24 protein-coding genes are annotated in these 26,761 nt (G+C 64.0%); 14 read left to right on the top strand and 10 right to left on the bottom strand.

Going from position 1 to position 26,761, the window contains the following annotated elements:
* Positions 1–37 precede the first annotated feature (37 nt).
* Together B0G73_RS17375 and B0G73_RS17370 are read left to right on the top strand one after the other, a co-directional pair.
* The gene (locus tag B0G73_RS17375; protein WP_106282535.1) at positions 38–2,002 is read left to right on the top strand and encodes a beta-galactosidase; all 1,965 of its coding nucleotides are present in this window, start codon (positions 38–40) and stop codon (positions 2,000–2,002) included.
* Between the two features lie 56 nt (positions 2,003–2,058).
* Positions 2,059–3,219 (top strand): arabinogalactan endo-1,4-beta-galactosidase, encoded by a 1,161-nt coding sequence (locus tag B0G73_RS17370; RefSeq protein ID WP_106282534.1) that lies wholly within the window; start codon positions 2,059–2,061, stop codon positions 3,217–3,219.
* Between the two features lie 35 nt (positions 3,220–3,254).
* Here B0G73_RS17370 and B0G73_RS17365 read toward each other — a convergent pair whose 3' ends face one another.
* From B0G73_RS17365 to B0G73_RS17345, 5 genes are all read right to left on the bottom strand, one after another.
* Positions 3,255–3,581 (bottom strand): hypothetical protein, encoded by a 327-nt coding sequence (locus tag B0G73_RS17365; protein ID WP_106282533.1) that lies wholly within the window; start codon positions 3,579–3,581, stop codon positions 3,255–3,257.
* Between the two features lie 196 nt (positions 3,582–3,777).
* Positions 3,778–5,136, bottom strand: coding sequence for an MFS transporter (locus B0G73_RS17360; protein WP_106282532.1), 1,359 nt, complete (start codon positions 5,134–5,136; stop codon positions 3,778–3,780).
* A 407-nt stretch (positions 5,137–5,543) separates the two neighbouring features.
* Complete coding sequence (locus tag B0G73_RS17355; RefSeq protein WP_106282531.1) at positions 5,544–5,888, bottom strand: cupin domain-containing protein; 345 nt, start codon at positions 5,886–5,888, stop codon at positions 5,544–5,546.
* A gap of 34 nt (positions 5,889–5,922) precedes the next feature.
* Positions 5,923–6,912: a succinylglutamate desuccinylase/aspartoacylase family protein gene (locus B0G73_RS17350; RefSeq protein ID WP_106282530.1), complete on the bottom strand. Its 990-nt coding sequence runs from the start codon at positions 6,910–6,912 to the stop codon at positions 5,923–5,925.
* A 33-nt stretch (positions 6,913–6,945) separates the two neighbouring features.
* The gene (locus B0G73_RS17345) at positions 6,946–8,028 is read right to left on the bottom strand and encodes a tartrate dehydrogenase (RefSeq protein ID WP_106282529.1); all 1,083 of its coding nucleotides are present in this window, start codon (positions 8,026–8,028) and stop codon (positions 6,946–6,948) included.
* A 146-nt stretch (positions 8,029–8,174) separates the two neighbouring features.
* Between B0G73_RS17345 and B0G73_RS17340 the strand changes: the two genes are divergently transcribed.
* A complete protein-coding gene (locus B0G73_RS17340; RefSeq protein WP_106282528.1) occupies positions 8,175–9,131 on the top strand; it encodes a LysR substrate-binding domain-containing protein in 957 nt (318 codons plus the stop codon).
* A 52-nt stretch (positions 9,132–9,183) separates the two neighbouring features.
* Here B0G73_RS17340 and B0G73_RS17335 read toward each other — a convergent pair whose 3' ends face one another.
* The 4 genes from B0G73_RS17335 to B0G73_RS17320 form a co-directional block, all read right to left on the bottom strand.
* A complete protein-coding gene (locus B0G73_RS17335; protein ID WP_011491802.1) occupies positions 9,184–9,681 on the bottom strand; it encodes an Lrp/AsnC family transcriptional regulator in 498 nt (165 codons plus the stop codon).
* Positions 9,682–9,733: 52 nt separating this feature from the next.
* Positions 9,734–11,131, bottom strand: coding sequence for an aspartate aminotransferase family protein (locus B0G73_RS17330; RefSeq protein ID WP_106282527.1), 1,398 nt, complete (start codon positions 11,129–11,131; stop codon positions 9,734–9,736).
* A gap of 183 nt (positions 11,132–11,314) precedes the next feature.
* Positions 11,315–12,241, bottom strand: coding sequence for a glyoxylate/hydroxypyruvate reductase A (locus B0G73_RS17325; RefSeq protein ID WP_106282526.1), 927 nt, complete (start codon positions 12,239–12,241; stop codon positions 11,315–11,317).
* A 5-nt stretch (positions 12,242–12,246) separates the two neighbouring features.
* Positions 12,247–13,119: a GNAT family N-acetyltransferase gene (locus B0G73_RS17320; protein ID WP_106282525.1), complete on the bottom strand. Its 873-nt coding sequence runs from the start codon at positions 13,117–13,119 to the stop codon at positions 12,247–12,249.
* Positions 13,120–13,397: 278 nt separating this feature from the next.
* Here B0G73_RS17320 and B0G73_RS17315 point away from each other — a divergent pair, with 278 nt between their 5' ends.
* The 11 genes from B0G73_RS17315 to B0G73_RS17265 all read left to right on the top strand — a co-directional run bounded on the left by B0G73_RS17315 (position 13,398) and on the right by B0G73_RS17265 (position 24,672).
* Complete coding sequence (locus B0G73_RS17315; protein ID WP_106282524.1) at positions 13,398–13,586, top strand: hypothetical protein; 189 nt, start codon at positions 13,398–13,400, stop codon at positions 13,584–13,586.
* Positions 13,587–13,868: 282 nt separating this feature from the next.
* The gene (locus tag B0G73_RS17310; protein ID WP_106282523.1) at positions 13,869–14,537 is read left to right on the top strand and encodes a haloacid dehalogenase type II; all 669 of its coding nucleotides are present in this window, start codon (positions 13,869–13,871) and stop codon (positions 14,535–14,537) included.
* A 44-nt stretch (positions 14,538–14,581) separates the two neighbouring features.
* Positions 14,582–15,856, top strand: a complete 1,275-nt coding sequence (locus tag B0G73_RS17305; protein ID WP_106282522.1) for an FAD-binding oxidoreductase — start codon at positions 14,582–14,584, stop codon at positions 15,854–15,856.
* A gap of 94 nt (positions 15,857–15,950) precedes the next feature.
* Entirely contained in the window at positions 15,951–17,567 is a 1,617-nt protein-coding gene (locus B0G73_RS17300; RefSeq protein ID WP_106282521.1) for an ABC transporter substrate-binding protein, read from the top strand.
* An 82-nt stretch (positions 17,568–17,649) separates the two neighbouring features.
* Positions 17,650–18,603, top strand: coding sequence for an ABC transporter permease (locus B0G73_RS17295; protein ID WP_106282520.1), 954 nt, complete (start codon positions 17,650–17,652; stop codon positions 18,601–18,603).
* Positions 18,600–19,550, top strand: a complete 951-nt coding sequence (locus tag B0G73_RS17290) for an ABC transporter permease (RefSeq protein WP_106282519.1) — start codon at positions 18,600–18,602, stop codon at positions 19,548–19,550. Before B0G73_RS17295 ends, B0G73_RS17290 begins: the two co-directional genes overlap by 4 nt.
* Positions 19,550–21,394, top strand: coding sequence for an ABC transporter ATP-binding protein (locus tag B0G73_RS17285; RefSeq protein ID WP_106282518.1), 1,845 nt, complete (start codon positions 19,550–19,552; stop codon positions 21,392–21,394). Before B0G73_RS17290 ends, B0G73_RS17285 begins: the two co-directional genes overlap by 1 nt.
* Complete coding sequence (locus tag B0G73_RS17280; RefSeq protein ID WP_106282517.1) at positions 21,391–21,705, top strand: (2Fe-2S)-binding protein; 315 nt, start codon at positions 21,391–21,393, stop codon at positions 21,703–21,705. The genes B0G73_RS17285 and B0G73_RS17280 overlap by 4 nt, the downstream gene beginning before the upstream one ends.
* Positions 21,690–23,072, top strand: a complete 1,383-nt coding sequence (locus B0G73_RS17275) for an NAD(P)/FAD-dependent oxidoreductase (protein WP_106282516.1) — start codon at positions 21,690–21,692, stop codon at positions 23,070–23,072. The genes B0G73_RS17280 and B0G73_RS17275 overlap by 16 nt, the downstream gene beginning before the upstream one ends.
* Positions 23,069–24,238: an FAD-binding oxidoreductase gene (locus tag B0G73_RS17270; protein ID WP_106282515.1), complete on the top strand. Its 1,170-nt coding sequence runs from the start codon at positions 23,069–23,071 to the stop codon at positions 24,236–24,238. The genes B0G73_RS17275 and B0G73_RS17270 overlap by 4 nt, the downstream gene beginning before the upstream one ends.
* Positions 24,235–24,672 (top strand): AraC family transcriptional regulator, encoded by a 438-nt coding sequence (locus tag B0G73_RS17265; RefSeq protein WP_106282514.1) that lies wholly within the window; start codon positions 24,235–24,237, stop codon positions 24,670–24,672. Before B0G73_RS17270 ends, B0G73_RS17265 begins: the two co-directional genes overlap by 4 nt.
* Here the strand turns inward: B0G73_RS17265 and prpR are convergent.
* Entirely contained in the window at positions 24,629–26,620 is a 1,992-nt protein-coding gene (prpR, locus tag B0G73_RS17260) for a propionate catabolism operon regulatory protein PrpR (RefSeq protein ID WP_106282513.1), read from the bottom strand. The genes B0G73_RS17265 and prpR overlap by 44 nt on opposite strands.
* Positions 26,621–26,761 lie beyond the last annotated feature (141 nt).

Below are 26,761 nucleotides of genomic sequence, written 5' to 3'. Positions count from 1 at the left end.
ACGCCTGTTCGACGTCATCTAACAACGAGACTTTCTCATGCAACTTGGTGTCTGTTACTACCCGGAACAATGGCCGCGCACGATGTGGGCCGACGACGCGAAACGTATGGTCGAGTTCGGCATCACGCACGTGCGGATTGCCGAATTCGCGTGGAGCCGGATGGAACCGCGCGCCGGCGAATTCGAGTGGGAATGGCTCGATGAAGCAGTCGCCACGCTGGCGGCTGCGGGCCTGAAGCTCGTGCTCGGTACGCCGAGCGCGTCGCCGCCGAAGTGGCTGATCGACGCATATCCCGAAGTATTGCCGGTGCGCGCCGACGGTACGCGCTGGAATTTCGGGTCACGCCGTCACTACGATATATCCAGCGAAACCTATCGGCGCGAGTGCGTGCGACTCGTCACGGCGATGGCGCAGCGCTACGGACGTCATCCTTCCATCGTCGCATGGCAGACCGATAACGAACTCGGCTGTCACGATACCGTGCCCAGCTATTCGCCTGCGGCGCTCGCGCACTTTCATCAATGGCTGCGGCGCCGCTACGAAACCGTCGAGGCGCTCAACGATGCGTGGGGCAACGTGTTCTGGAGCATGGAGTATCCGTCGTTCGAGGCGATCGGCTTGCCGAACCTCACGCCCACCGACGCCAATCCGATTCATCTGCTCGACTTCCGCCGCTTCGTGTCGGACGAGGTGGCGAGTTTTCATCGTGAGCAGATCGATGTGTTGCGCGAGCATGCGCCAACTGCGGATTTGCTGCACAACTTCATGGGCTTTTTCACGACCTTCGATCACTACCGCTTCGCCAGGGACAATGCGCTCGATGTCGCCGCGTGGGACAGCTATCCGATCGCGCGCACCGAATCGATCGCGCTGCCCGATGAGCAGAAAGCGCGTTATGCGCGCACCGCGCATCCCGACGTTTCCGCGTTCGACCATGACCGCTATCGGGCGATCGGCGGCGGCCGTTTCTGGGTGATGGAGCAGCAAGCCGGTCCAGTCAACTGGGCGCCGTGGAATCCGGTGCCGGCGAAAGGCATGGTCCGGTTGTGGGCGTACGAGGCCTTCGCGCATGGCGCGGAACTGGTGTCGTATTTCCGCTGGCGTCAGTGTCCGTATGCGCAGGAGCAGATGCATTCGGGGCTCAATCTGCCGAACAACGAACTGTCGCCAGGCGGCCTCGAGGTGCAGCAGGCGGCGCGCGAGATTGCCGCTTGTGCCGCGCTATCGGAACTCAAAGCGCCGTCGCGTGCGGCTGTTGCGCTCGTATTCGACTATGAGACGCAATGGATGTTCGAGATTCAGCGTCATGGCAAGACCTTCGATTATCAGACGCTGGCGTTCGACTACTACGAGTCGTTGCGCGAACTCGGGCTCGACGTGGATATCGTGTCGAGCCGCGCGGACCTGACGGGCTATGCGTTAGTGGTCGTGCCGAGCATCGCCGTGATCGACGACGCGCTGGTTCATCAGATCGAGCGAAGTCAGGCGCAATGGGTTTTCGGCCCGCGCAGCGGCTCGAAAACCGACAGCTTCGCCATTCCGTCCACGCTGCCGCCCGGCGCCTTGCAACGCGTTCTGCCGATGCAAGTGCTCGAAGTCGAAACGCTGCGGCCCACGCTGGCGCCCGCAGTGTCGATCGACGGTACGGACGGTGTGGCGGTGCATTGGCGCGAGCACGTGCGGGCCAATGGCGGCACGCATGTCGACGCGCAATTCGACGACACATGGCCGGCGATTCTCTCGCACGGCAGGGTTCGCTATGTGGCGGGCTGGTTGTCGCATGCGTTGCATCGCACGGTATTGCAGCAGGCGGCGCACGAGGCCGGGATCGAGACGCAGCTATTGGCGGAAGGCTTGCGCATTCGGCGGCGCGGCGATTTGACCTTTGCGTTCAATTTCGGCGCGAAGCCTGTGCATGCACCGGCGCCGGCTGACGCGACGTTCGTGCTCGGCAATGCGCTGCTGAGAACGGGCGACGTTTGCGCGTGGAAGGGCGCTTGAACCTGGGACCAGGCGGCCTTCAAAAGGGCCGCCCATCAATTGACGGAGGATGACAGATGAACAGAAGAGAAATGCTCGGCTGGCTCGCGTCTACCGCGGCCGCCGCCGGTGTCGGTGCAACGCCCGGCGCGCCGGCGCTGGCTGCGGAACTGCAAGCTTCAGGTCGCAGCAGTCACTTTGCAAAAGGCGCGGACATATCGACGCTGCTCGAACTGGAGGCAAACGGCGCGAAGTTCTATGAGCACGGCGTGCCGCACGACTGTCTGCTGCTGTTGAGAAGCCACGGCATCGATTCGATTCGTATCAAGGTCTGGAACGATCCTGGCAATCCGAACTTTTTCCCGGCCGATCAAAGTCCCGCGGCCGGTTATAACAATGCCGAACATGTGCGCGTGCTCGCGCGCCGCGCCACCGCGCTCGGCATGCGCGTTCTGATCGACTTCCATTACAGCGACTGGTGGGCGGATCCGGGCAAGCAGTATCCGCCGCACGCGTGGGCCGGCAAGGACATCGTGCAGACCTGTGCGTTGCTGTCGGAGTACACGTCGAATGTGCTGAACATGCTCAAGCGCGACGGCGTGCATCCCGAGTGGGTGCAGGTGGGCAACGAGATCACGGGCGGCATGCTATGGCCGCTTGGCAAGTACGATCAGTGGGACAACCTGGCGCAATTGCTGAAGGCGGGGCACGATGCGGTCAAATCGGTTGATGAACGCATCAAGGTCATGCTGCATCTCGATAGCGGCGGCAACAACGCGACGAGCCGCTGGTGGTTCGACAGCGCGACCCAGCGCGGCGTCACGTTCGATGTGATCGGTCTGTCCTACTACCCGCAGTGGCAAGGCTCGCTAAGCGACCTGCAGAACAACGCGAGCGATCTCGCGACGCGCTACGACAAGGACGTGATGGTCGTCGAGACGGCGTACCCGTGGACCACCAGCGACGGCGATTCCGAACCGAACTCGATGACCAACGTGGGGACCGCGACTTATCCGCAGACGCCGGCAGGACAGGCACAGTTTCTCGGCGCGCTGACGGACGTCGTCAAGGCGATACCGGACGGCCACGGCAAAGGCGTGTTCTGGTGGGAGCCCGAATGGATTCCGACGCCGAACGTCGGATGGAAAGTCGGCGCCGGCGATCAGTGGGACAACAACACGTTGTTCGATTTCCACGGCAACGTGCTGACGTCGCTGGATGCATTTCGGAAACGCTAGCGGCAAGAGCCAGGCGCCAACGGCGAGGGCAGGCGCTATTGCGTGGGCGTCTGCGCCTTACGGTTCGCGCAATCCGACGTGAACGCCATGCTGGCCTGATCCGGCGTCATGCGCGGCGCGTCCGGGCTGTAGATCTTCTCGATGATGGCGCTGACCGCCTGCCGGTCAGCCGCATCGTTGTAGTACTTGGCCGCCTGCTCGAGCGCTTGCGCCTTGGTCTTTTTGTGCGCGCGCCAGGAGGCGACCTGTCCGGCGATATCGCCGATCGCAAAGCATTGATCGCTGACGGTTTGCGCAACGGCTTGAACGGCCGGCTGCGCGAGGCACGCCGCAAGCAGCGCGGATACGACTACGCGTTTCATTCCCTGAATCCTGTGGTAGATGGGCACGGGTCAACAAGCGCGTAGTTTATCGGGAAAGTCACGAACCCTTCACTGTCAGGGACAACAGCTTTATGCCGAATCCGGCCTCAGAATCGCGTGCAACCGGCCGTTCAGCCTCGGGGGAGCTAATCGACTCATGATTTGAGTCGATTAGGTACGCATTCGACTCACACGCTCAATGCCCGAACGATTCCGCCTTCGGCGCACCCACGTTCGCCACATGCGGCCGCGCCGCCTGCTTGATCAGCAACGCCACGCACGAAATCAGACCCGCCACCGCGATCATGGCGAAGATGCCCGCGAACGAAAAGTGGCGACGGGTCAGTTCGGCCACGAGGAACGAGCCGGCAATCCCGCCGAAGCGCCCAATGCCCAGCATCCACGCCACGCCGGTGCCGCGGCCTTCGGTCGGGTAGAACGCGGCGGCGAGGGCGGGCATCGACGACTGCGCGGTATTCATCAGCACGCCCGCGACGAACACGATGAACACCAGCGCGCCCACATTGCCCACTGCCTGACCGATGAAGTACACGCTCACGGCCGTCAACGCATAACAGGCCGCGATGATCCGGTTCGCGTTGAAGCGGTCCATCAGCACGCCGCACAGCACGGCGCCCACGCCGCCAAGCGGGAACAGCGCGGAAATCAGTGTCGCGCGTTGCGGCGTGAGCCCGGCGTCTTTCAGCAGGATCGGCATCCAGTTGATCGACGCGTAGAAGATCACGAGACCCATGAAATAGGTGATCCACAGCATCACCGAACCGATGATGTACGAGCGCGACAGCACTACCGCCGCACCCTTGCCGCCGGTTTGCGGCGCCGTTTCGGTCATGGTGAAGCTGCCCGCTTGCGCAGCTTCGCTCGAAATGCGCGCGAGCGCCGCGCGAATCCGTTCGACCGGCTTGTTATTGGCCACCATGTAGCGCACCGATTCCGGCATCTTGATCGCCAGCACGATCAGAAGCAGAAGCGGCGTGATGCCGCCGAGCAGCAGCACGCTGCGCCAGCCGAAATGCGGAATCATCCACGCCGCGAGGAACCCGCCGAACGCGGCGCCGAGGGGGAAACCGCAAAACATCAGGTTGATCACCGTCGCGCGGCGCCGGTCCGGGCAGTATTCGCCCATCATCGTCACGGCGTTCGGCATGGCCGCGCCGAGACCGACGCCGGTGATGAAGCGCAGTGTCGTCAGTTGTTCGATGCTGGTCGAGAAGGCGGAGCCGAGGCATGCCACGCCGAACAGCAGCACGGAGCCGAGCAGCAAGGAACGTCGCCCGAGCCGGTCGGACAGCGGTCCCGAGCCGAGCGCGCCGCAGGCGAGGCCGAACAGCGCCGCGCTCAGCACGGGCGCGAGCGCCGGTCTGGTGATGCCCCATTCAGCGATCAGCGAAGGCGCAATGAAGCCAATCGCGGCCGTGTCGAAACCGTCCAGCAGGACGATGATGAAACACATGGAGAACACGAGCCATTGGAACGGCGAAAAGGGATGTTCGTTGATAAATGCTTGAACGTTCACAGCCGTGCTGCGGTTCATGATGGTCTCCTCACTGCCGGATAAGCAAAGGCTCGCGGGAACGAGCCTTTTCTTTTTATACGATCGGACGCCGTTTTAGAAGTCGTGCGACGCCCATGCCGCGGCGAACCGACTACGCCGCAGAGACCGCAGGTAATGGCCACAACGCGTAAATGTTCATAATAAGAACGTAGATTCTATGTGCGAACGAAGCTGAATTGTAAGTAAGACGGCAACATGGGAGCAACGCGGGATTACCCGACGCTGCCGCGGACGTGCATGGGAAAGCGGGGAGCGCTGGGAGGCGGCGCGACTGACCCGAATGGTCGAGGCGCGCGCAGGGAGGAGGGCAAGAGAGGGGCGGAGCGCCGGCCTTAGCGGTTTGGCGCGGTGGAGGCCGCCCCTCGGTGCAACTTATGACGCGGCGTTCAGAAGATGACGTAGACCTTGCGCATCGTCTCTTCGACTTCCCAGAGCCCTTCTGTATTAGCTTCGAAAAAGAGCGTATCGCCGCTCTGAAAGTGAATGGTCTCTTCGTTATCGGGCGTGAAGCGTCCGCGTCCCGCAATGAAGTGCATCACCTCGGCCTGCTTGATCGAGCGGCGATAGGTGCCGGCGGTGCATTCGAAGATGCCGGTATCGACGGCTTCGCTGCCCTTGATAACGCGTTGCACGCCCGACACCTGAATTGGCGTCGTACCGGGCAATCCCACCTTGCCCCAGTCTTCGAGATTCTGCAGATTCACGCTTTGCTTGAGCTGCTGTACCTTCATCTTCACGTTACCTTTTGAGTGTGCACGGGCCGCTTTATTGGCCGCTGGCTTGGCTGTTCGTCACGGTCTGCTCGATCTTGCCTAACCGGACGACGGTCACGCCGGGCCGCAGTTGCCGCAGCGAAGGCATGACGAGCATGCAGTTGTCGTAGGGCGTGGTGACCGGCTCGCCGTTGGACCAGCCGATCACGGCGCCGGCCTCGGCGAAGATCTCGAGACCCGTGTACGGCGCCGCAAAACGAAAATCCATGCTAGTGGCCACCACCGGCTGCGTCACGCGGACAATGTGCTGTACCGGCGGCAGCGGAGCAAGCCAACCTTCCGGCAGGTCCGCTTCGTCGATCACGCCGGCGAGCAACAGGAAGCGCGCGGTGGTGTCGCGCGCGACCGCAACCGCGCTCTGTTCCCAATGCTGTCCGCATTCGATCAGCAGCGCGTTCTTCGAACTGGCCGCATCGCCGAAACCTTCGTAGTCGCGCATGCGGCGGCCTTCCGGATGGCCTTCGTCGCAGATCACGGTGGCCGGCGTGCCGAGCCGCACGGCGAGATCGATGCCTTTTTGCAGCGGTCCCGCCACGATCAGCGGCTTGCTCTTCTCGTGCATGGAATGCAGATCGAGCAGGGCGTCGACAGCGTCGATCACCGGTCGCATCGCGCGCGCGCGTTCCAGTTCACTGGACGTGCGCGAGGTGTCGTCGAGCATCGCGGCGGTCCACACGCGGTTGAAGTCCTGATCGACGAAGCGGGCCGCGTCCGGCTGCGCGGGATCGAAACTCCGGTAAGCGTCGACGTTGGCGAACGCCAGCGTGAGACGCCCGCGCCGCGGCCGCAACTCACGGCGCAGCAATTCGTCGACGACGATCGCGCCGCACACTTCATTGCCGTGCGTCAGCGCGTTGATCATGACATGCGGACCCGGCGCGCCCGAATCGTACGTATGCACGTAAGCGATGCCGGACGCCGATTGTTCGTGCGCCGAGATATCGGGGAATTCGACTTCGATGGGGTAGGCTTCCATGCTCATGCGAGTTGTCCTGGCAGAAAGTAAACGAAAGACTCAGGCGAGTTTTGCCGCAATCGCCTGGCCGACTTCGGTGGTGTTCGCCTTGCCGCCGAGGTCGCCGGTATGCGGGCCTTCCACCAGCGTTGCTTCGATGGCGGCGAGGATCGCGTCGTGCGCCTCGCGCTCCTTGCCCTCGTGGTTGCCGAGGAAGTCGAGCATCATCGCGGCCGACCAGATCATCGCGATCGGATTGGCGATGTTCTTGCCGGCGATGTCCGGCGCCGATCCGTGCACGGGTTCGAACAGCGACGGAAATTTGCGGTCCGGATTCAGATTGCCCGACGGCGCGAGACCGATCGTGCCGGTGCACGCAGGGCCGAGATCCGACAGGATGTCGCCGAACAGATTGGTGGCCACCACCACGTCGAAGCGATCCGGGCTCAGCACGAAGCGCGCGCACAGAATGTCGATGTGCTGCTTGTCCCACGCCACGTCCGGATACTGCGCCGCGATGCCGGCCGCAACCTTGTCCCACCACGGCATGCTGATCGCGATGCCGTTGCTCTTGGTGGCCACGGTGATCTTCTTGCGCTCGCGCCGTTGCGCGAGATCGAACGCGAACTTCAGCACGCGCTCGCTGCCGTGCCGCGTGAACACGGATTCCTGCAGCACGAATTCGCGCTCCGTGCCTTCGAACATCACGCCGCCCACCGACGAGTACTCGCCCTCGGTGTTTTCACGCACGATCCAGAAGTCGATGTCGCCCGCCTTGCGGCCGGCGAGCGGCGAAGGCACGCCGGCAAAGAGGCGCGCCGGGCGCAGATTGATGTACTGGTCGAATTCGCGGCGGAACTTGAGCAGCGACCCCCACAGGGAGATATGGTCGGGCACCGTGTCGGGCCAGCCGACCGCGCCGAACAGGATCGCGTCGGCCGATTGCAGTTGCGCTTTCCAGTCGTCCGGCATCATCTTGCCGTGCTTCGCGTAGTACTCGCAGCTCGCCCATTCAATGTGCTGATACTCCAGCTCGATGCCGAAGCGCGTTTTCACCGCCTCCAGCACGCGGATGGCTTCCGGCATGACTTCAACGCCGATGCCGTCGCCGGGAATGACTGCGATCCGATATTTCTTCGACATGTTGTGCTCCTCCGCTTGGGTCTGTTGGGGCTTCTGGACGATTCGATAACGGCTATTTTATTCCTGCTGTTTCAGACTAAAATAGTCGCTTTAGTTAAGTCACTGTGCACGATTCGTGTACAAACTCAGGTGCGAGCAATCGACCCATGACCGCCGTCCCCTCACCCGATCTCGGCGATTTGCGCGTGTTTTGCGAAGTGGCGCGCAAGTCCAGTTTCAGCGCGGCGGCGGAGGCCTTGTCGGTGTCCGCGGCGTATGTCAGCAAACGCATCAACGTGCTTGAGACTACGCTCGGTACGCGTTTATTGCACCGTTCCACGCGCCGCGTCGCGATCACGGAAGCCGGTGAGCGCGTCTACACGTGGGCCGAAAAGATTCTCGACGATGTCGATCAGCTCGTGGAAGACGTCTCCACCACGCGCCGCATTCCCGGCGGCAAGCTGCGCATTTCCAGCAGCTTCGGCTTTGGCCGGCGCTTCGTCGCGCCCGCGCTCGCGCGCTTTTCCGAGCGCTATCCGCAACTGAGCGTGCGACTCGATCTGTTCGACCGCCTCGTCGATGTCGGCGGCGAGGGCTTCGACCTGGACGTGCGGATCGGTGACGAGATCGCGCCGCATCTGATCGCGCGGCGGCTCGCGTCGAATCATCGCGTGTTGTGCGCGTCGCCCGATTACATCGCGCGGCGTGGCGCGCCGCGCCAGCTTGCCGAGCTGTCCTCGCATGCGTGTCTCGCGATCAAGGAGCGCGACCATCCGTTCGGTCTGTGGCGTTTGACGGTGCGCGGCGAGACCGTGTCGATCAAGGTCACGGGACCGTTGTCGACTAATCATGGCGAAGTGGCGGTGGAGTGGGCGCTGGCCGGACGCGGCATCGTGCTGCGTTCCATGTGGGATGTGCGGCCGCTGCTCGAAAGCGGTCAGTTGCGGCAGGTGTTGCCCGAGGTCACGCAACCGGCGAACCTGTGGGCGGTGTATCCGGCGCGCCTCGCACAGTCGGCGAAGGTGCGCGTTTGCGTGGACTTTTTGAGCGAGGAATTCGCGCAAGGCAATGCGCCGGGCGACGATACGGCCGGCGCGAACATGGCCGGCATTGCCGAACGTTGAATACTGCACGCTGAACGACGGCAAGATCCGGCCGGTCACAACAAAGCAATGCCTAGTGATGATTCTGCGAGAACAGCGTTTCGAGCGGGTAATGGCTCTTCACGAACGGCGACTTGATGATCACGTAGCTGAAGTACTTCTCGATGCCGATATCGCGTTCCAGTAGCCCTTCCACGATGCTCTGGTAGTGGCTCACGCTGCGCGTGACGAACTTCAGCAGATAGTCATAACCGCCGCTCGCCAGATGGCACTCGACAATCTCGTCGACGTCGCGAATCGCATTCACGAACTTGATGAAGTCTTCCCGCCGATGATCGGCGAGCGTGACTTCGGTGAACACGATTTGCACGTCGCCGAGCTTTTCGAGCTGGATCTGCGCACCGTAGCCGATGATGTAGCCGGCTTTCTCCAGACGCTTGACGCGGATCAGGCAAGGACTGGGCGACAGCCCGACCGCGTCGGCAAGCTCGACGTTGGTTATGCGGCCTTTCTTCTGCAACTGGGAAAGTATGCGCAGGTCAATCCGGTCTAGCTTGCAGTCGCTGCTCATCGTAACGTTGTCGCTCCGGCGATCGTGGTGGGGGCTGGGATGGCCCTCTACTCTAGCATGCAGTGGCATGAGTTTTGACCTTCAACGCGGCGCGCACATCGGCTTGTGCGAGAACGTCGTCGAGGGTCTTTTCGAGCCGTTCGAACATCAGATCGAACTCGGCCTCGGTGTACGAAAGCGCCGGTGCGAAGCCGAGGATGTTGTCGCCGAACGCACGGAAAATCAGGCGGTTTTCATACGCGGCGGCGGCGATCCGTTCGGACAGTTTCAACGCCGGGTCGAAGCCTGCCTTGCTGTCCTTGTCGGTGACCAGTTCGAGCGCGCCGAGCAGGCCGCGATGCCGCGAGTCACCCACCAGCGGATGCGCGAGCAGGGCGTCGAGGCCGCGCGCGAAACGCGGCGCACGCGCCACACCGTTCGCGAGCAGGCCGCCTTCGTGATAGAGGCGCAGCACTTCGAGGCCGATCGCCGCGCTCACCGGATGCGCCGAATACGTATGGCCATGGCCGACCACGGCTTCGGCGTCGCCGTCAGCGATGCCCTGATAGATTTCGTCCGACATCAGCACGGCGCCCATCGGCGCATAGCCTGCCGTCAGGCCTTTGGCGACCGTCATCAGATCCGGTTCGACGTTTTCGCCCTGGCAGGCAAACAGCGGACCCGTGCGGCCGAAACCGGTGATGACTTCATCGGCGACGAACAGAATGCCCAGCTTACGGCAACTTTCACGCATGGCCTTGAGCCAGCCGACCGGCGGTACGATCACGCCGCCCGAGCCCTGGATCGGTTCGCAGAAGAACGCGGCGACGTTGTCGGCGCCAAGCTCGGTCACCTTTGCTTCGAGCGCTGCGACCGAGGCGGCGATCAGCGCGGCGTCGTCGGCGAAATCGCTGCGGTAGGCGTACGGCGACGGCAGATGATGCTGGTTCGGCAGCGGCAGATCGAAGTTGCGATGGAACGCGGGCAGAGCGGTAAGACCGGCACCGGTCGTCGAGGAGCCGTGATAGCCGCGTTGCAGCGCGATGATGTGCTTCTTCGACGGCCGCCCCGTGGCGTTGAAGTAATGCGTGATGAAGCGCAGCGCCGAATCGACCGCGTCGGACCCGCCGAGTGTGAAGTACACGTGTTGCAGCGACGCGGGCGACACTTCGACCAGCTTCTGCGCGAGTTCGATGGCCGGTTCCGAGCCGAAATGGAAATAGCCGGTCGCGTAGGGCAGTTTCTGCATCTGCGCGGCAGCGGCGTCGACAATGCTCTGCTGGCCGTAACCCACGTTCACGCACCAGAGTCCGGAAAACGCGTCGAGCAATTCGTTGCCGGCCGCGTCACGCAGAAACGCGCCGCTGGCGGATTCGAGGACGGTGACGCCGCGTGCTTCGTGCGCGCGGTAGTTGATGACCGGGTGAATCAGATGCTTACGGTCGGCTTCGATGAGCGATTGAATCGGCATGATGGGTATCTCGTCGCGGAAGGGGCTGTTGACCGTTCCATACTACTGATCAGCGGCGATCGCCCGCTTACCTAAACAATTGCCGGAAAAGCTCGCACGACGCGTTTTGGTGCGCTGTCTTGGCATTTTCTGCTGCGGACGCTGAAAAGCACCACCGCGCGGGCGTTTCATGCGGTACTGCCCTCAATAGCCTTGCGCGCGGTCGATCTGACCGACCATCGGCATGCCTTCGCGATGGCGGCGCAGATTCTCCAGCACGACTTCAACGGCGGTTTCGGGCCGCGTCGCGCTGGCGATATGCGGCGTGATGCGCACGCGTGGATGTGTCCACAACGCATGACCAGCGGGCAATGGCTCGGGATCGGTCACGTCGAGAATGGCGTTGTGCAACTGGCCGCTCGCGAGCGCCGCCAGCAGATCCTGCTGATTCAGATGCGGACCGCGACCGGTTTGAATCAGCGACGCGCCGCGCGGCAGCTTCGCGAACAACTCCGCGCCGAGTAGCCCGCGCGTGGCGGGCGTGAGCGGCAGCAGGCAGATCAGGATATCGGTGCGCGCGAGAAACGCATCCAGCGCGTCTTCGCCCGCATAACAGGTCACGCCTTCTATCTCGCGGCCCGAACGGCTCCATCCCGCACAGTCGAAGCCGAACAACCGCAACCGCTCCAGCACGGCCGTGCCCAACACACCCAGCCCGAGCACGCCCACGCGGCGTTGACTCGCCGGTTTGAGCGGCAACTCGCGCCAGACTTGCTGCTGTTGCTGAAGGCCGTAGTCGAACAGATCGCGATGAATCGTCAGCACGGCCTGCGTGACGTACTCGACCATGCCTTCGACAATTCCCGGCTCGATCATGCGCACGACGGGCACATGCTCCGGCACGCCCGACAGATCGAACTGATCGATTCCCGCGCCGACCGAGAACACGACTTCCAGATTAGGGAAGGTGCGCGTGGGATCTTCGGGCGGCTGCCAGGCGGCGAGATAACGGATCGCGGCCGGGTCGCCGAGATCGGGCCAGATATGGAACGGCAGCTCAGGCGCTTTCTGCGCGAAGAGTTTCGCCCACTGCGCGCCGCGCGCCGGATCGGCTTTATAGAGGAAGGCCATGTCGGTCAGAAGATTGCCTGGTTGATGATGCCGTATTGCAGGTAATGCGAGTCCTGACCGGCGCTCGCGGGCTCGCCCGGCGTGGCGTTGCGGACCATTCTGACGACCGTGTCCACGCGCGGCAAGCCCAACTCTTCCAGCCACTCCGTGAGACCGCTATCGCTGGGCGTATCGACGCGGACGAACACGCCCTCGTTCAGCGCGAGCCAGTGGCTGATGAGCGCCTTGGCGCGGCTCGAATCCTCCGAGGCGGCCGCGACCACCGGACCGATCGCAAAGCCGCGGCCGAAGCGGCGGAACAGCGCGAAGCCGATCAGTTCGCCATCGCGGTCGAGCGCGATGCCATCGGCGGTGTCCAGCAGCGCGGGCAAGACTTCGCCGCGATCCAGACCGCTGGCCCGTGACGCCAGTTCGACCAGGCGCGCCGTATCGCTCGAACCGAGCGGGCGCAAGCGCTCGCCCGGCGGCAGCGATACGAGCGGCGGCTGAAACGCCGCGCCCTGATGCTGGTCGAGCGTGCCCGCGGCACGAAAGCCGAGCTTTTCATAAAGCGGCTGGCCGGCGGTGGTGGCGTGCAGGAACGTAACCCGGCCGCCCAGTTCTTCCAGCACCAGTTCCATCAGCTTTGTGCCGATGCCGCGCCCCTGGCTTTGCGGCGACACGATCACCATGCCGAGCGAGGCGCGCTGTGCGCCGTATTTCCAGCATAGGGCCGTGCCGATCACGCCGCTCGCGTCTTCCGCGACGAAACCCACGCCCAGCTGGAGGACGAATCTCCAGTCGTCCGCGCGATGCGGCCATTTGAGTTCGACCGTCAACGCGTGCGCGGCGGGAATGTCGTCGAGGGTGAAGCGTCTATAGGTAATCGAATCGGACACGCCGTACTCCCTGATTGACTGAAGGCTTACGCCGTCACTGTGTCATCCGGTGCGCGGTGTGACTAGGACGATCTTTTTATCGAGGCCCACGGACAGGGCCGCATCGAAATTCGATGCAAAACGCCAGGTCTGGGTGCGCATTACAGGTAACTTCTGCTGCGAGGCGAATTTTGTCGGCGATATATGTCAGGCCCGCGGCTCTACGATTTTGTCATGGCGCAAGCATTCACGAAACGCACCGCGCGGACCACCGGCCAGTCACCCAGGAAACCTTGCTCATGGACAGCTTCAATCCGGACGACGTCGAGCAAAGTCTTGCCGAACCGCTGGCCGAGCGCATCGGCGAGACCTTCGCCGTGTTGAAGCCGGGCGCGACGCTGCGCTTCGGCGGCGGCAAGAATCCCGGCCGCCACGCTTACGAGGCCAGCCCGCGGTTCGAAAGCGTGCTGATCGAGTTGCGCGCCTGAACGCGCGATGCACGCCTCGCGCACCGGCCGCAAATCCAGGCGGGATAAGGCTTTCGGCCCGAACGCCGCATTCTGTGCTGTCAGCGGCGTTAAAACGCAATGTTTGTGTCACCAGCAGCGCACTAATCAGGAACATCTATGTTTTTGCGCTGATTAAATCTTTAACAGGAATTGAGGTTTAGTCGACCGGCGTGCGCTTTGACGCGTTGCTCCGGTCTCACGCAAAGCGGTTTCCGCCAATGAACTCCGACAGCGGGTTCACCATCACGATAGGACTGCACCATGATCGAATTCGAACCGAAATACATCACCTTCGACTGCTACGGCACGCTGACGAAATTCCACATGGCCGACATGACGCGCGAACAGTACGGCCACTTGCTGAGCGGTGAAGACCTCGAAAAGCTCGTCGCGTTTTACGCGGGCTATCGTCGCGATGAAGTGCTCGGTGCATGGAAGCCGTATCGCGACGTAGTGGTGAATGCGCTGCGCCGCGCGTGCAAGCGCGTGAACGTCGAATTCAACGAAGCGGGTGCGCAGAGCATCTATGAAGCCGTGCCGACCTGGGGCCCGCATCCGGACGTGCCGGAAGGCGTCGCTCGTCTGGCGAAGAAGTACAAGCTGGTGATTCTGTCGAACGCTTCGAACGACCAGATCCAGAGCAACGTCGACAAGCTCGGCGCGCCGTTCCACAAGGTGTTCACCGCCCAGCAGGCGCAGTCGTACAAGCCGCGCATGCAAGGCTTCGAATACATGTTCGACCAGCTCAACTGCAATCCGGAAGACGTGTTGCACGTATCGTCGAGCCTGCGCTACGACCTGATGACCGCGCACGACATGGGCATCAAGCACAAGGTCTTCGTCAACCGCGGCCACGAACCGTCCACGCCGTATTACCAGTACTACGAGGTCCAGGACATTCCGCATCTGGCTTCGGAACTCGGCCTGTAAGCGCCGGTTTTTCACGCTCATTGCCCATCTCAAGGACAGACCGGATGAAGCTCGATTCCTACTGGCTCGACACCGCACCGCCCCTGCTTTCGGCGTGCGAGGGTCCGGTCGACGGCCAGACCGACGTGGTGGTGATCGGCGGTGGCTTCACCGGGCTGTCGGCGGCGCAGGCGCTGGGCAAGCGCGGCGCCGCGGTGACCGTGCTCGACGCCGGCCGCATCGGCGGCGGCGCGTCCGGGCGCAACGGCGGGCAGGTCAATACCGGTGTCGCGCAGGACTTCGTCGCGCTGGTCGCGCAACTCGGTGTGGAGCGCGCGAGCGCCTGCTACCGCGCGTTTTCAGATGCGGTCGATACGGTCGAGTGGCTGATCCGCGAGGAAAACATCGACTGCAACTACATCGCGACCGGCAAGCTGAAACTGGCCTCCAAGCCGCATCACCTCGCGCATCTGGAGAAGACCGCGGAAGCGATTCGCCGTGAAGTCGATACGGATATCGAACTAATCGACCGCAGCCGAATTCGCAGCGAAATCCAGTCCGACAGTTTTCACGGCGGGCTGCTGCAACGGCACGGCGGCCAGATGCACATGGGCAAGTTCGCGGTCGGTCTCGCCGAGGCGGCGGTGCGGCGCGGCGCAAAGCTGTACGAGAACGCGGCGGTCACCGCCATCGTGAAAGACGGCAGTGGCTTTCGGATCACCACGGCGCGCGGCGAAGTGCGCGCAAGGCAGGTGCTGATCGCGACAGGTCCGTCGCGGCACGGTCCGTTCGGCTGGTATCGGCGGCGCCTCGCGCCGATCGGTTCGTTCATCGTCGTGACCGAGCCCTTGTCGCCCGAGTTGCTGGCGCAAGTGTTCCCCAACCGGCGCGCGTACACGACCACGCGTTTGATGCACAACTATTTCCGCGTGACGCCGGACTCGCGTTTGCTGTTCGGTGGCCGCGCGCGCTTCACGGCGTCCGAACGCCCGTCCGATGCAAAGAGCGGACGCATCCTGCAGGAAGGCCTCGCCGCGATGTTCCCGATGCTCGCAAGCGCGCGCATCGACTATTGCTGGGGCGGTCTGGTGGATATGAGCGCCGACCGTCTGCCGCACGCCGGGCAGCACGACGGCATCTATTTCTCGATGGGCTATAGCGGCCACGGCACGCAGATGTCGACGCACATGGGCCAGGTGATGGCCGACGTGATGGACGGCCACGAGGACCAGAACCCGTGGCGCGAGTCGGAGTGGCCTGCGATTCCCGGGCATACCGGCAAGCCCTGGTTTCTGCCGCTGGTGGGCACGTATTACCGTATCAAAGACATTTTCTACTGATGGTTTCGTTGTTGGATTGACACTTGCACCCGGAAGTTAAAAAAACGCAGCCACGCCTGCTCAACCCCATAGCTCTACCTCGCGGAGAAGTTCGATGAATAAGGAAAACTCGCAACATGGCGCTCTTGGTCTCGGCACCGAGTTGGAGCGGTTGACCGCCAAAGGTGCATCGCGGCGCGGCGTGCTGCGCGCGATGGCCGCAGCCGGGATGATGTCGGTGACAGGCGCCGGCCTTCTGACCGCGAGCGGCGAGGCGCTGGCGCAAGCCACGCCGAAGCAGGGCGGCAAGATCCGCGTGGCGACGCAGTCCGCCTCCGCAGCCGATACGCTCGACCCCGCGAAGGGCGCGCTCGGCACCGACTACGTGCGTGGCTTCATGTTCTACAACTGCCTGACCGAACTCGACTCGCATCTCGGCGCGAAGATGTCGCTGGCGACCTCGCTCGACACGAAAGACGCCACCGTGTGGGTCGTCAAGCTGCGCAATGGCGTGCAGTTCCACGACGGCAAAGCCCTCGCGCCGGCCGACGTGGTCTATTCGATCATGCGCCACAAGGATCCGGCCACCGCTTCGAAAGCGAAGACGCTGGCCGATCAGATCAAGGAAGTGAAGGCCACCGGCCCGAACGAAGTGACGATCACGCTGGAAGGTCCGAATGCCGATCTGCCGGTGATCCTTGCCACCTCGCATTTCCAGATTATCAAGGACGGCACCAAGGATTTCAAAACGGCGATCGGCACTGGCCCGTTCAAGGTCAAGGAATTTTCGCCGGGTGTGCGCACGGTCGGCGTGAAGAACGAGAAGTACTGGAAGCCGGGCATGCCGCACCTCGACGAAATCGAGCTGATCGGCATCGGCGACGAGTCGGCTCGCGTGAACGCGCTGCTCTCGGGCGACGTACAACTGATCAACTCGGTGAGCCCGCGTTCGACCGCCCAGATCAAGGGCGCCGGCGGTTACTCCGTGCTGGAGACGAAAACGGGCCTGTACACCGACCTGGTGGTCCGCGACGAAGGCGGCATTACCGGCAACGACGATTTCCGGCGAGGCATGATGTACCTGCAGGACCGCGAGCAGATGCGCCGCGCGATCTTCCAGGGTTACGGCACGATCGGCAACGATCAGCCGATCGATCCGACCAACAAGTACTACCTGGCCGGCTTGCCGCAGCGAGCCTTCGATCCGGACAAGGCGAAATTCCATTTCCAGAAGGCCAAGGTGGGCAGCGCGCCGATCCAGATTTTCGCGTCGCCGGCGGCCGAAGGCTCGGTTGAAATGGCGATGTTCCTTCAGCAGGTCGCGCCGCAAGCGGGTCTGAATCTGCAGGTGTCGCGCGTGCCGGCCGACGGCTACTGGTCGAACCACTGGATGAAGCATCCGTTGGGTTTCGGCAATGTCAACGCGCGGCCGAGCGCCGACGTAATCTTCACGCAGTTCTACAAGTCGGATGCACCGTGGAACGAAGCGAACTGGAAGAGCCCGAAGTTCGACCAGTTGCTGGTCCAGGCGCGTGGCGAACCGGACGACGTCAAGCGCAAGAAGATCTACGGCGACATGCAGGTGCTGGTGCATGAAACGGGCGGCACCGGCATTCCGCTGTTCCAGAGTTCGCTCGACGCGTACACGAACAAGCTCAAGGGTCTCGGTTCGATTCCGCTCGCCGGATTGATGGGCTTCATGTTCGCGGAAAACGTCTGGCTCGAAACCTGAGCTCGACTCAGGGCACGCCCTGCAACACGCGCGCCGCCTCATCGGCGGTGCGCGGCTTCAACTGCAATGGAGGCGATTCTCGATGAAAGCACATGCGCAACGTCTCATCGCCGCGCGCCTTGGCCTCGCGCTGCTTACGCTGCTGCTGGTGTCGGCAGTCGTGTTCGCGATCACCGGGCTGCTGCCCGGCGACGCGGCCCAGCAGGCGCTCGGCCAGGCGGCAACCCCCGAAGCCGTAGCCGCGCTGCGGCATCAGTTCGGCCTCGACCAGCCCGCGCTGCAACGCTACTTCGTGTGGCTCCTTCATGTGGTGAGCGGCAACTTCGGCACGTCGTTGTCGAACAATCTGCCCGTCAGTCAACTGATCGCGACGCGCCTGCCGAACTCGCTGGTGCTCGCCGGACTGACGGCGGTGGTGTCCGTGCCGGTGGCGCTGTTGATCGGCATTTCGTCGGCGATGTTTCGCGGCTCGCTGCTCGACCGCACGCTCAATGTGCTGACGCTCTCCACAGTCGCCGTGCCGGAATTCCTGATCGCGACGATCGCCGTGCTGATCTTCGCCGTCAAGCTGCGCTGGCTGCCGGCCCTGTCGTATCTGTCGGAAGTACATTCGTTCGGCGCGCTGCTGCGCATCTACGCGATGCCGGTAATGACGCTGTGCTGCGTGCTCGTCGCGCAGATGGCGCGCATGACGCGCGCCGCGGTGCTCGACCAGCTCAATTCGTCGTATGTGGAAATGGCCTTGCTCAAGGGCGCCTCGCCGGTGCGCGTGGTGTGGCGGCATGTGTTGCCGAACACCGTCGGGCCGATTGCCAACGCCGTGGCGCTGAGTCTGTCGTATCTGTTCGGCGGCGTGGTGATCGTCGAATCGATCTTCAACTATCCGGGCCTTGCGAGCCTGATGGTCGACGCGGTCACCAACCGCGACATGCCGCTCGTGCAAGGTTGCGTCATGGTGTTCTGCGCGGCGTATCTCGCGCTCGTGCTGATCGCCGACCTGTGTCAAATCGTATCCAACCCGAGGCTGCGTCGATGATGAGCCAACCTACCAATCCCCACCATGTTCCTCACGCCGGCACGGAGCTGTACGACGTGCGCCGCGATGAAGTGGTCGTCGAGCCCGCGCCTGTCGAAGTCGCGCCGCTGAAACACGGCGTGTTCAAACGCCTCGTGCACCGCTTCTCGGTACTCGGCCTGATCGGTCTCTTGATGGTCGCGTTCTGGCTGCTGGTCGCGTTCATTGGACCGCTGGTCGCGCCATACAAAGGCGGTGCGCTGACCTCGACGGAAATTTTTGGCCGTTACAGCGCGGCGTACCCGCTTGGCACCGACTATCTCGGCCGCGACATGCTGAGCCGGATTCTCTACGGCGCGCGCTATACCGTCGGCCTCGCGCTCGCGGCTGCCGTGCTCGCCAGCGTGATCGGCACGTTCTTTGGCCTGCTCGCGGCGGTTTCGGGCCGCGTGGTCGATGAAGTTCTGAGCCGTCTGTTCGACGCGCTGATTTCGATTCCGAGCAAGGTGCTCGCGCTCGTCGTGATCGCCGCGTTCGGGTCGTCGATTCCGATGCTGACGACGGTCGCCGCGGCCGCCTACATTCCCGGCGCGTTCCGCATTTCGCGCTCGCTCGCGGTGAACGTGATGAGCCTCGAATACGTGCAGGTGGCCCGCGCTCGCGGCGAAGGCATCTTCTATATCGCGCGGGTCGAGGTGCTGCCCAACATGATTCATCCGATGCTCGCCGATTTCGGCTTGCGTTTCGTGTTCATCGTGCTGCTGCTGAGCGGGTTGAGCTTCCTCGGCCTCGGCGTGCAGCCGCCGAACGCCGATTGGGGTTCGCTCGTGCGCGAGAACATCGGCGGCTTGTCGGAAGGCGCGCCCGCCGTGCTGATGCCGGCCGTCGCAATCGCGACGCTGACCATCGGCATGAATCTGCTGATCGACAACTTGCGGCGTCGCAACCGCAAGCAGGGAGGTGCGTGATGGCTGAACGGGACATGATCGAAGTAAAGGGCCTGAGAGTCGTCGCGGGTGCCGCACCGGGGCCGGTGACGGAGATCGTCAAGGGCGTCGATTTTTCGGTGAAGAAGGGCGAGGTGCTCGCGCTGATCGGCGAGTCCGGTTCGGGCAAGACCACCATCGCGCTGTCGTTGCTCGGCTATGCGCGCGCGGGCTGCGAGATCAGTGGCGGGTCGGTGCGCATCGGCGAGCTCAAGGTGTTGTCGCTCGATGCGAAGGGACGCCGCGCGTTGCGCGCGCGCACCGTCGCGTACGTCGCGCAGAGCGCGTCGGCGGGCTTCAATCCGGCGCGCACGATCATGGATCAGGTCATCGAGCCGGCGCTGCTGCATCACTTGATGACGAAAGAAGCCGCACGCGCCAAAGCGATCGGACTATTTCGCTCGCTCGCGCTGCCCGCGCCGGAAACGATCGGCGCGCGCTATCCGCATCAGGTATCCGGCGGTCAGTTGCAGCGCTTGATGGCAGCGATGGCTTTGATCACCGATCCGGCCGTCGTCGTGTTCGACGAGCCGACCACCGCGCTCGACGTCACCACGCAGATCGAAGTACTTGCGGCCTTCAAGAAGGTGATTCGCGAACTCGGCACCACGGCCGTGTACGTGTCGCACGATCTGGCGGTGGTCGCGCAGATGGCCGACCGCATCGTCGTGTTGAACGGCGGCGCGGTGAAGGAGAACGGCGCGGTTGCGCAAGTGCTCGACGCGCCCGTGGATGCGTACACCCGTCAGTTGCTGGCCGCGACGCGACGTCCGGAAGCCGTGCTGACGTTGCCGCCAAATCTCGGCAAACACGTGCCGCCGCTATTGGAGATTCGCGGGCTGTCAGCGGGTTATGGACGGATCGACCGGCAAGGCGTGCCTGCCGTGCGCGTGCTCGACGATGTCAGTCTGTCGATTCCACGCGGCAGCACGCTCGGCGTGATCGGCGAATCCGGCTCCGGCAAGACCACGCTCGCGCGCGTGGTGGCGGGGCTGGTCGACCGGGGGCGCGGCGAGGTGCTGTTCAACGGCGAGCCGTTGCACGCGCAAATCTCCCGCCGTACGCCGGAGCAGTATCGGCAGATCCAGATCGTGTTTCAGAACGCCGATACGGCGCTCAATCCGAGCCATTCGATTGCCGATATTCTGGGGCGGCCGCTTGCGTTCTATCACCATCTGCGTGGCTCGGCCGCAAAAAAACGCATGCTGGAGTTGCTCGATCTGGTGAAGCTGCCGGCTTCGATCGCCACGCGTACGCCGGCCGGACTCTCCGGTGGCCAGAAGCAACGCGTGAATCTGGCGCGTGCGCTCGCCGCCAATCCAGCTTTGATTCTGTGCGACGAAGTGACCTCCGCGCTCGACACGGTGGTCGGCGCGGCGATTCTCGATCTGCTCGCCGAATTGCGCCGCGAACTGGGCGTGTCGTACATGTTCATCAGCCACGATATTTCGACGGTGCGCGCGATCTGCGACGAAGTGATCGTGCTGTACGCGGGGCATCGCGTGGAAGCAGGGCAGCGCGACGTGCTGGCGGCGCCGCCGTATCACCCGTACACGGGCTTGCTGGTCGATTCGGTGCCGGCCTTGAAACCCGGCTGGCTCGACGCGCGCCGCGACATTGTCGCGACCGCCTTGCCGGCGATGGGCGAGAGCGCCGACATTGCCGAGTTGTGCTCGTTCCGCGCGCGCTGTCCGGTCCGTATCGACGGCAAGTGCAACGTAACGCCGCCTTCGTTGAAGAAGCTGCCTTCGGGCGCGGAGATTCTGTGCCACCATCCGGCCGCCGAATTGAACCGCCTGCAGACCGTGGAGGCGACCGCGGCATGAGCGGACGATTTGTACGCGTCGCGGAAACGGGCCGCAAGACCTTTCCGATCACGGTGGACGGCGTCGTGCGCGAGGCCGGCGAAGGCGACACGCTGATGGTCGCGCTGCTCACCGGCACGCGTACGTTGCGCGACTCCGAATTCGGCGACGGCCGCCGCGCCGGTTTCTGTCTGATGGGCGCTTGCCAGGACTGCTGGGTGTGGACCGCGCAAGGCGAGCGCGTGCGCGCGTGCAGCACGCCGGCGATGCCCGGCATGTCGATCGTCACAAAGCTGGCGGAAGCCGGGGAGGGTGTATGGCCCCGCGCGTGATCATCATTGGCGCCGGCCCGGCGGGTGTGCGCGCCGCGCAGGCGCTCGTCGAAGCGGGGCTGCGGCCCGTGGTGATCGATGAAGGGCGGCGCGACGGCGGGCAGATTTATCGACGTCAGCCGGAAGGGTTTTCGCGCAGCTACGAGACGCTCTACGGCACCGAGGCCGGGCGTGCCACGTCGCTGCATGAGAACTTCGATGCGTTGAAAAGCAAGATCGACTATTCGCCGGAAACGCTGGTCTGGAACATTTCGCCGAACACGGTGCATCTGGTGAGCGGCACGCGGTATCACGAGCTCGCGTTCGACGCGCTGATCGTTTGCAGCGGCGCGACGGATTGGCTGATGCCGGTCAAGGGCTGGCATCAGGCCGGCACTTATAGCCTCGGCGGCGCGCAGGTCGCGTTGAAGTCGCAAGGCTGCGTGATCGGCTCGCGCATCGTGATGATGGGCAGCGGTCCGCTGTTGTACCTCGTGGCCGCGCAGTACGTGAAAGCGGGCGCGCAGGTTGCCGCGGTGCTCGACACTTCGACGTTCATGCAGCGCGTGGCCGCGTTGCCGCGTCTGCTGGCGATTCCCGTCGCGCTCAGAAAAGGCATTGCATTGACGCGCGTGCTGGCCGACGCACGCGTGCCGGTTCATCGCGGCGTAGTGCCGCTTGAAATCAAAGGCTCGGCGCAAGACGGCGTGAGCGCCGTCGAGGTGAAATTGCCCGGTGGCAAGCGCCTCGAATTCAAGTGCGACGCCGTCGCGCTCGGCTATCACCTGCGGCCCGAGACGCAACTCGCGGACCTTGCCGGCTGTCGCTTTCTGTTCGACGAGACCGCTCGGCAGTGGCTGCCGCAAATCGACCCCGATGGCCGCAGCAGCATCAAAGGCGTCTATCTGGCCGGCGACGGCGCGCGAGTGCGCGGCGCGGACGCAGCAGAGCGCTCGGGCCGTCTCGCGGCGTTGGCCGCCTTGCAGGATTACGGCCTGCCGGTCGACGGCGTGGAGCACTTGCGCGCCGAACTCGCGCGCTTTACGCGTTTTGCCGCAGGCTTGCGTGAAGCGTTTCCGTGGCCGGCGAAATTCGCCGCGTCGCTGCCGGACGAAACGATTGTCTGCCGTTGCGAAACGATCACGGCAGGCGAGTTGCGTCGCGTGGTGCGTGCGACCGGCGCTAAAGAGGCCAATCGCGCGAAGGCGTTTTCGCGCGTCGGCATGGGGCGTTGCCAGGGGCGCTATTGCGGCCACGCGGGCGCGGAAATCATTGCGGCTGCGGCGTGCGTGCCGCTGTCTTCAGTGGGACGGCTGCGCGGCCAGGCGCCGGTCAAACCGCTGCCGGTGGCGCTGACCGAAGCGGTGAGCGACGAGGTGATCGAATGAGCGCGACGACCGCGAACGAAGCCGATGTGATCGTGATTGGCGGCGGTATCGTTGGAACGACGACAGCGTTCTTCCTGCGCCAGCGCAACCGTTCGGTGATTCTGCTCGAACGCGGGCTCACCGGTCAGCAGGCGAGCGGCGTGAACTTCGGCGGCGTTCGCCGTCAGGGCCGTGCGTTGTCGCAACTGGCGATGGCGAACCGCGCGCTGCGTACCTGGCAACGTTCCACGGAACTGCTCGGCGAGGACATCGAGTTTCTGCCGTCGGGTCATACGCGCGTGTGCTACCACCAGAAGGACGTGGAGAATTTCGACCAGTACGCGATCGACGCCCGCGCCTACGGTCTCGAACTCGAAGTGCTGCACGGCGAAGCGCTGTTCAGGCGCTTTCCGTTTCTCGGCCGCGAGGTGCTGGCGGCTTCGATCTCTCCGCTCGACGGCCACGCCAATCCGCGCCTCGCCGCGCCCGCGTTCGGCCGCGCGGCGGCCCGGCTGGGCGCGCGGGTGATCGAGGACGCGGAGATCGTGCGCGTCGAAAAAGACGGTAGCCGGTTTCGCGTGGAAAGCGCGCGCGGCGACGTGTATTGGGCGGCGCAACTCGTGATCTGCGCCGGCGCGTGGGCGTGCCGGTTGACCGAACAGTTCGGCGAATCCGCGCCGCTCACCGCGCGCGGACCGCAAATGTGCGTGACGGAGCCGGTGCCGTACGTGTTCAAGTCGTCGGTGGGCGTGTTCACGTCGATCAAGGAGGAGAGCATTTATTTTCGCCAGATTCCGCGCGGCAACATCATCGTCGGCGGCGGTCCTGCCGGTCCCGCCGACGCCGTGACGAGCCGCGCTTCCGTGTTGCCGATCAACACCGTGCGGCAACTCGCGCAGATGCGCCAGCTCGTGCCCGCGTTGGCGCCGCTGCATGTGATTCGCGTATGGAGCGGCGTGGAAAGCTATCTGCCCGACAGCGAGCCGGTGATCGGTCCAAGCGGTCAGGTCGACGGTTTGTTCTACGCGTTCGGCTTCAGCGGGTCGGGGTTTCAGATCGGCCCGGGCGTAGGCGAAACGCTGGCGGAACTCGTCGATACGGGCAGCACGGCGATTCCTCTCGACGCGTTTTCCATCCGGCGTTTCACGAAACAACCGGCGGCCCGCTCGACCATCGTGACGTCATGAAACAGTCCATCAGCCTCAACGCGGCCCGCGCTTTCATCGAAGCTCACTTCGACGAACCGGTCACGCTCGCCCAACTCGCCGCGCTGTCCGCGCTCAGCGTGTCGCGTTTCGCCACCGTGTTCCGGCAGCAATACGGCTCATCGCCGTACCGCTATTTGTGCGGGCTGCGGATCCAGCGCGCGCAGACGCTGCTGCTCGAAGGGGTGCCGGGATCGGTGGTGGCGACGGAGGTCGGTTTCTTCGACCAAAGCCACTTCGGCCGACATTTCAAGCGATGCTGCGGCATGACGCCCAGCATGTTCATCGCGCGGGCCGCGGCCAATGCGGCGCGGCATGGTGGGACGAGCGCAGCGAATGGCGCTAGCGGCTTGAATAGCTTGAACGGCACGCCTACTGCGTCGCGCTCAGCTTCCGCCATAACGTCGTCTTGCTGATGCCGAGCGCCTCGCAGACCGCGTCGCGATCGCCGTCGTGCGCGGCGAGCGCGGCGCGGATTTCGTCGGCTTCCACGTGACGGCTGCGTTCGCGCAGGGTCAGCGCGGCTTTTTTCGTGCGCGCGTGCGGCTCGATTATTTCAGGCGCGACCGTGCGCAGCATGTCGCGGGTGAGAACCGGTTCGGCAACGTGTTCCGACATCGCGCCCGCGTCCGCATCTGCATTGGCTTCGGCATTCGCATCGGCGAGTTCGACAGCGATCCGTTCGATCACGTTCTGCAATTCACGCACGTTGCCCGGCCACGCGTAGCGCTTGAGCGGCTCCGCGAGCGCGGCAAGCAGGCGCCCGGCGGCGGCCGCGTCAGGCAGGCGCGCCGCGAGCCTCGGTTCGCGCGCGGTGGCTTGCAGTAGCAGTTCGACGGCGAGCGGCAGCAGATCGGTCGGCCGCTCGCGCAGCGGCGGCAGCGCGATGCTCAAAATGTTGAGCCGGTAGTACAGGTCCGCGCGAAAGCTGCCCGCTTCGATGCCCTCGGTCAACGCGCGATGCGTTGCCGCGACCACGCGAATATCCACCCGCGTCGGCTCAGTCGATCCGAGCCGCACCACTTCACGCTCTTGCAGCACACGCAGTAGCCGGCTTTGCAGCGACAGCGGCATTTCGCCGATTTCATCGAGAAACAGCGTGCCACGGTGCGCCACTTCGATCAGCCCCGCCTTGCCGCCCTTGCGCGCGCCGGTGAAAGCGCCTTCCTCGTAGCCGAACAGTTCGCTCTCCAGCAGCGCCTCTGGAAACGCGCCGCAATTGATCGCGACGAAGGCGAAGTCGCGCCGCGCGCTCAACTGATGCATGCTCTGCGCGACCATCTCCTTGCCCGTGCCGCTTTCGCCGAGAATCAACGCAGTCGCGTCCGAGCGCGCGTAGCGTCTCACGAGCGCGCGCACGCGTTCGATCGATTCGGACGCGCCGACGATATCGTCGAGCCGGTAACGCGCGCTGAACTGCTGCACGCGTTGGCGTGAGCGCAAGGTCCGGTCGAGCCGTTCGACCGCGCGCGATTCCTGAAACGTCAGCACCGTGCCCGCCGCCGCGCCGCTGCTCGCCAGCGGCCCGCGATGCACGACATAGCTCACGCCACGCACCGTGCACAAGGTGTCGCCGTCGGCGTCCGGCAGGCTGCCCGCGAGATCGGGCGCGAGTTCGAGCAGCACGCGGCCCACGGCCTTCGCCGCGTCGACGCCGAGCACGGCGGCGAGGCGCTGGTTCATCGCTTCGACGCGGCCTTGCGCGTCGAGCGCGACAACGCCGTCGCGCAGATGCTGCAGCAGATTGTCGAGCCGTTGACGCCGGACCGTTTCGCGCCGCGTGGCTTGGGCGACTTCGAGCGCGGTGTCGAAGGCCGCGCGCACCGACGCGCGCGAATACAGAAACACCGCGCCCATGCCGGCATTCGCCGCGAGATCGGTGACCATGCCAGGACCGACCACCACGTCGATGCCGCGATCGCGCAGATCGAGCACGACGCTCTCCGCGTCCTGCGCCGATTGATACGAGGCGAACGTGACGTCGAGCGCGTAAGCGGCGACGAAGCGGCGCACTTCGTCAGGCGTATTCCCGTGCGTGACGAGCGCGACCTTCGCGCCGTCGCGCCGTGCTCGCGCGAGCGCATGCATCACGTCGAAGCCGGTCGGGCTGATCAGCACCACCGGCACCGACACGCGCGTCTTTAGATACGCGCCGTTCGAGCCGCCGGCAATCACCACATCCGGACGGCCCGCGCCCGCGGCGTCGATCTCGCGCACGGCGTCTTCGAAACCGTGCGAGACGATGCGTAAGTCCGCGCGTTCCACGTATTCGCCGGCGATGTCGAAGAACAGATCACGCAGTCGACTGATACTCACGGCCCAGATGCGGGGGCGCTGGGCGGGTTCGAAGAGAGGTGTGCTCAAGGGAGGGCGGCTCGCGAAGAGGCGGGTGAAGTGCGTCTATTATGCGCGCATCCGTTTCTGATTTGAAATCAGCATTTCAGTTGTGAAATTGAATGCCGGTTAATGCGATCACGTGTCTCTTATGAAATCAGGCACTTAGCG

It is taken from the genome of Paraburkholderia sp. BL25I1N1 (assembly GCF_003002025.1).
Lineage (GTDB): Bacteria > Pseudomonadota > Gammaproteobacteria > Burkholderiales > Burkholderiaceae > Paraburkholderia.
Note: the sequence above shows the minus strand (reverse complement) of the source record. Positions and strands in the feature narration are given on the sequence as shown.

Bases quoted from the DNA above. Each gene is read 5' to 3' on its own strand.
- B0G73_RS17305 (WP_106282522.1), top strand. From the start codon at position 14,582: ATGAAGCTCGATTCCTACTGGCTCGACACCGCACCGCCCCTGCTTTCG.
- B0G73_RS17330 (WP_106282527.1), bottom strand. From the start codon at position 11,131: ATGCCGATTCAATCGCTCATCGAAGCCGACCGTAAGCATCTGATTCAC.
- B0G73_RS17350 (WP_106282530.1), bottom strand. From the start codon at position 6,912: ATGAGCATGGAAGCCTACCCCATCGAAGTCGAATTCCCCGATATCTCG.
- B0G73_RS17265 (WP_106282514.1), top strand. From the start codon at position 24,235: ATGAAACAGTCCATCAGCCTCAACGCGGCCCGCGCTTTCATCGAAGCT.
- B0G73_RS17270 (WP_106282515.1), top strand. From the start codon at position 23,069: ATGAGCGCGACGACCGCGAACGAAGCCGATGTGATCGTGATTGGCGGC.
- B0G73_RS17285 (WP_106282518.1), top strand. From the start codon at position 19,550: ATGGCTGAACGGGACATGATCGAAGTAAAGGGCCTGAGAGTCGTCGCG.
- B0G73_RS17310 (WP_106282523.1), top strand. From the start codon at position 13,869: ATGATCGAATTCGAACCGAAATACATCACCTTCGACTGCTACGGCACG.
- B0G73_RS17355 (WP_106282531.1), bottom strand. From the start codon at position 5,888: ATGAAGGTACAGCAGCTCAAGCAAAGCGTGAATCTGCAGAATCTCGAA.
- B0G73_RS17340 (WP_106282528.1), top strand. From the start codon at position 8,175: ATGACCGCCGTCCCCTCACCCGATCTCGGCGATTTGCGCGTGTTTTGC.
- B0G73_RS17365 (WP_106282533.1), bottom strand. From the start codon at position 3,581: ATGAAACGCGTAGTCGTATCCGCGCTGCTTGCGGCGTGCCTCGCGCAG.
- B0G73_RS17360 (WP_106282532.1), bottom strand. From the start codon at position 5,136: ATGAACCGCAGCACGGCTGTGAACGTTCAAGCATTTATCAACGAACAT.
- B0G73_RS17345 (WP_106282529.1), bottom strand. From the start codon at position 8,028: ATGTCGAAGAAATATCGGATCGCAGTCATTCCCGGCGACGGCATCGGC.
- B0G73_RS17290 (WP_106282519.1), top strand. From the start codon at position 18,600: ATGATGAGCCAACCTACCAATCCCCACCATGTTCCTCACGCCGGCACG.
- B0G73_RS17370 (WP_106282534.1), top strand. From the start codon at position 2,059: ATGAACAGAAGAGAAATGCTCGGCTGGCTCGCGTCTACCGCGGCCGCC.
- B0G73_RS17375 (WP_106282535.1), top strand. From the start codon at position 38: ATGCAACTTGGTGTCTGTTACTACCCGGAACAATGGCCGCGCACGATG.
- B0G73_RS17295 (WP_106282520.1), top strand. From the start codon at position 17,650: ATGAAAGCACATGCGCAACGTCTCATCGCCGCGCGCCTTGGCCTCGCG.
- B0G73_RS17335 (WP_011491802.1), bottom strand. From the start codon at position 9,681: ATGAGCAGCGACTGCAAGCTAGACCGGATTGACCTGCGCATACTTTCC.
- B0G73_RS17315 (WP_106282524.1), top strand. From the start codon at position 13,398: ATGGACAGCTTCAATCCGGACGACGTCGAGCAAAGTCTTGCCGAACCG.
- B0G73_RS17325 (WP_106282526.1), bottom strand. From the start codon at position 12,241: ATGGCCTTCCTCTATAAAGCCGATCCGGCGCGCGGCGCGCAGTGGGCG.
- B0G73_RS17275 (WP_106282516.1), top strand. From the start codon at position 21,690: ATGGCCCCGCGCGTGATCATCATTGGCGCCGGCCCGGCGGGTGTGCGC.
- B0G73_RS17300 (WP_106282521.1), top strand. From the start codon at position 15,951: ATGAATAAGGAAAACTCGCAACATGGCGCTCTTGGTCTCGGCACCGAG.
- B0G73_RS17280 (WP_106282517.1), top strand. From the start codon at position 21,391: ATGAGCGGACGATTTGTACGCGTCGCGGAAACGGGCCGCAAGACCTTT.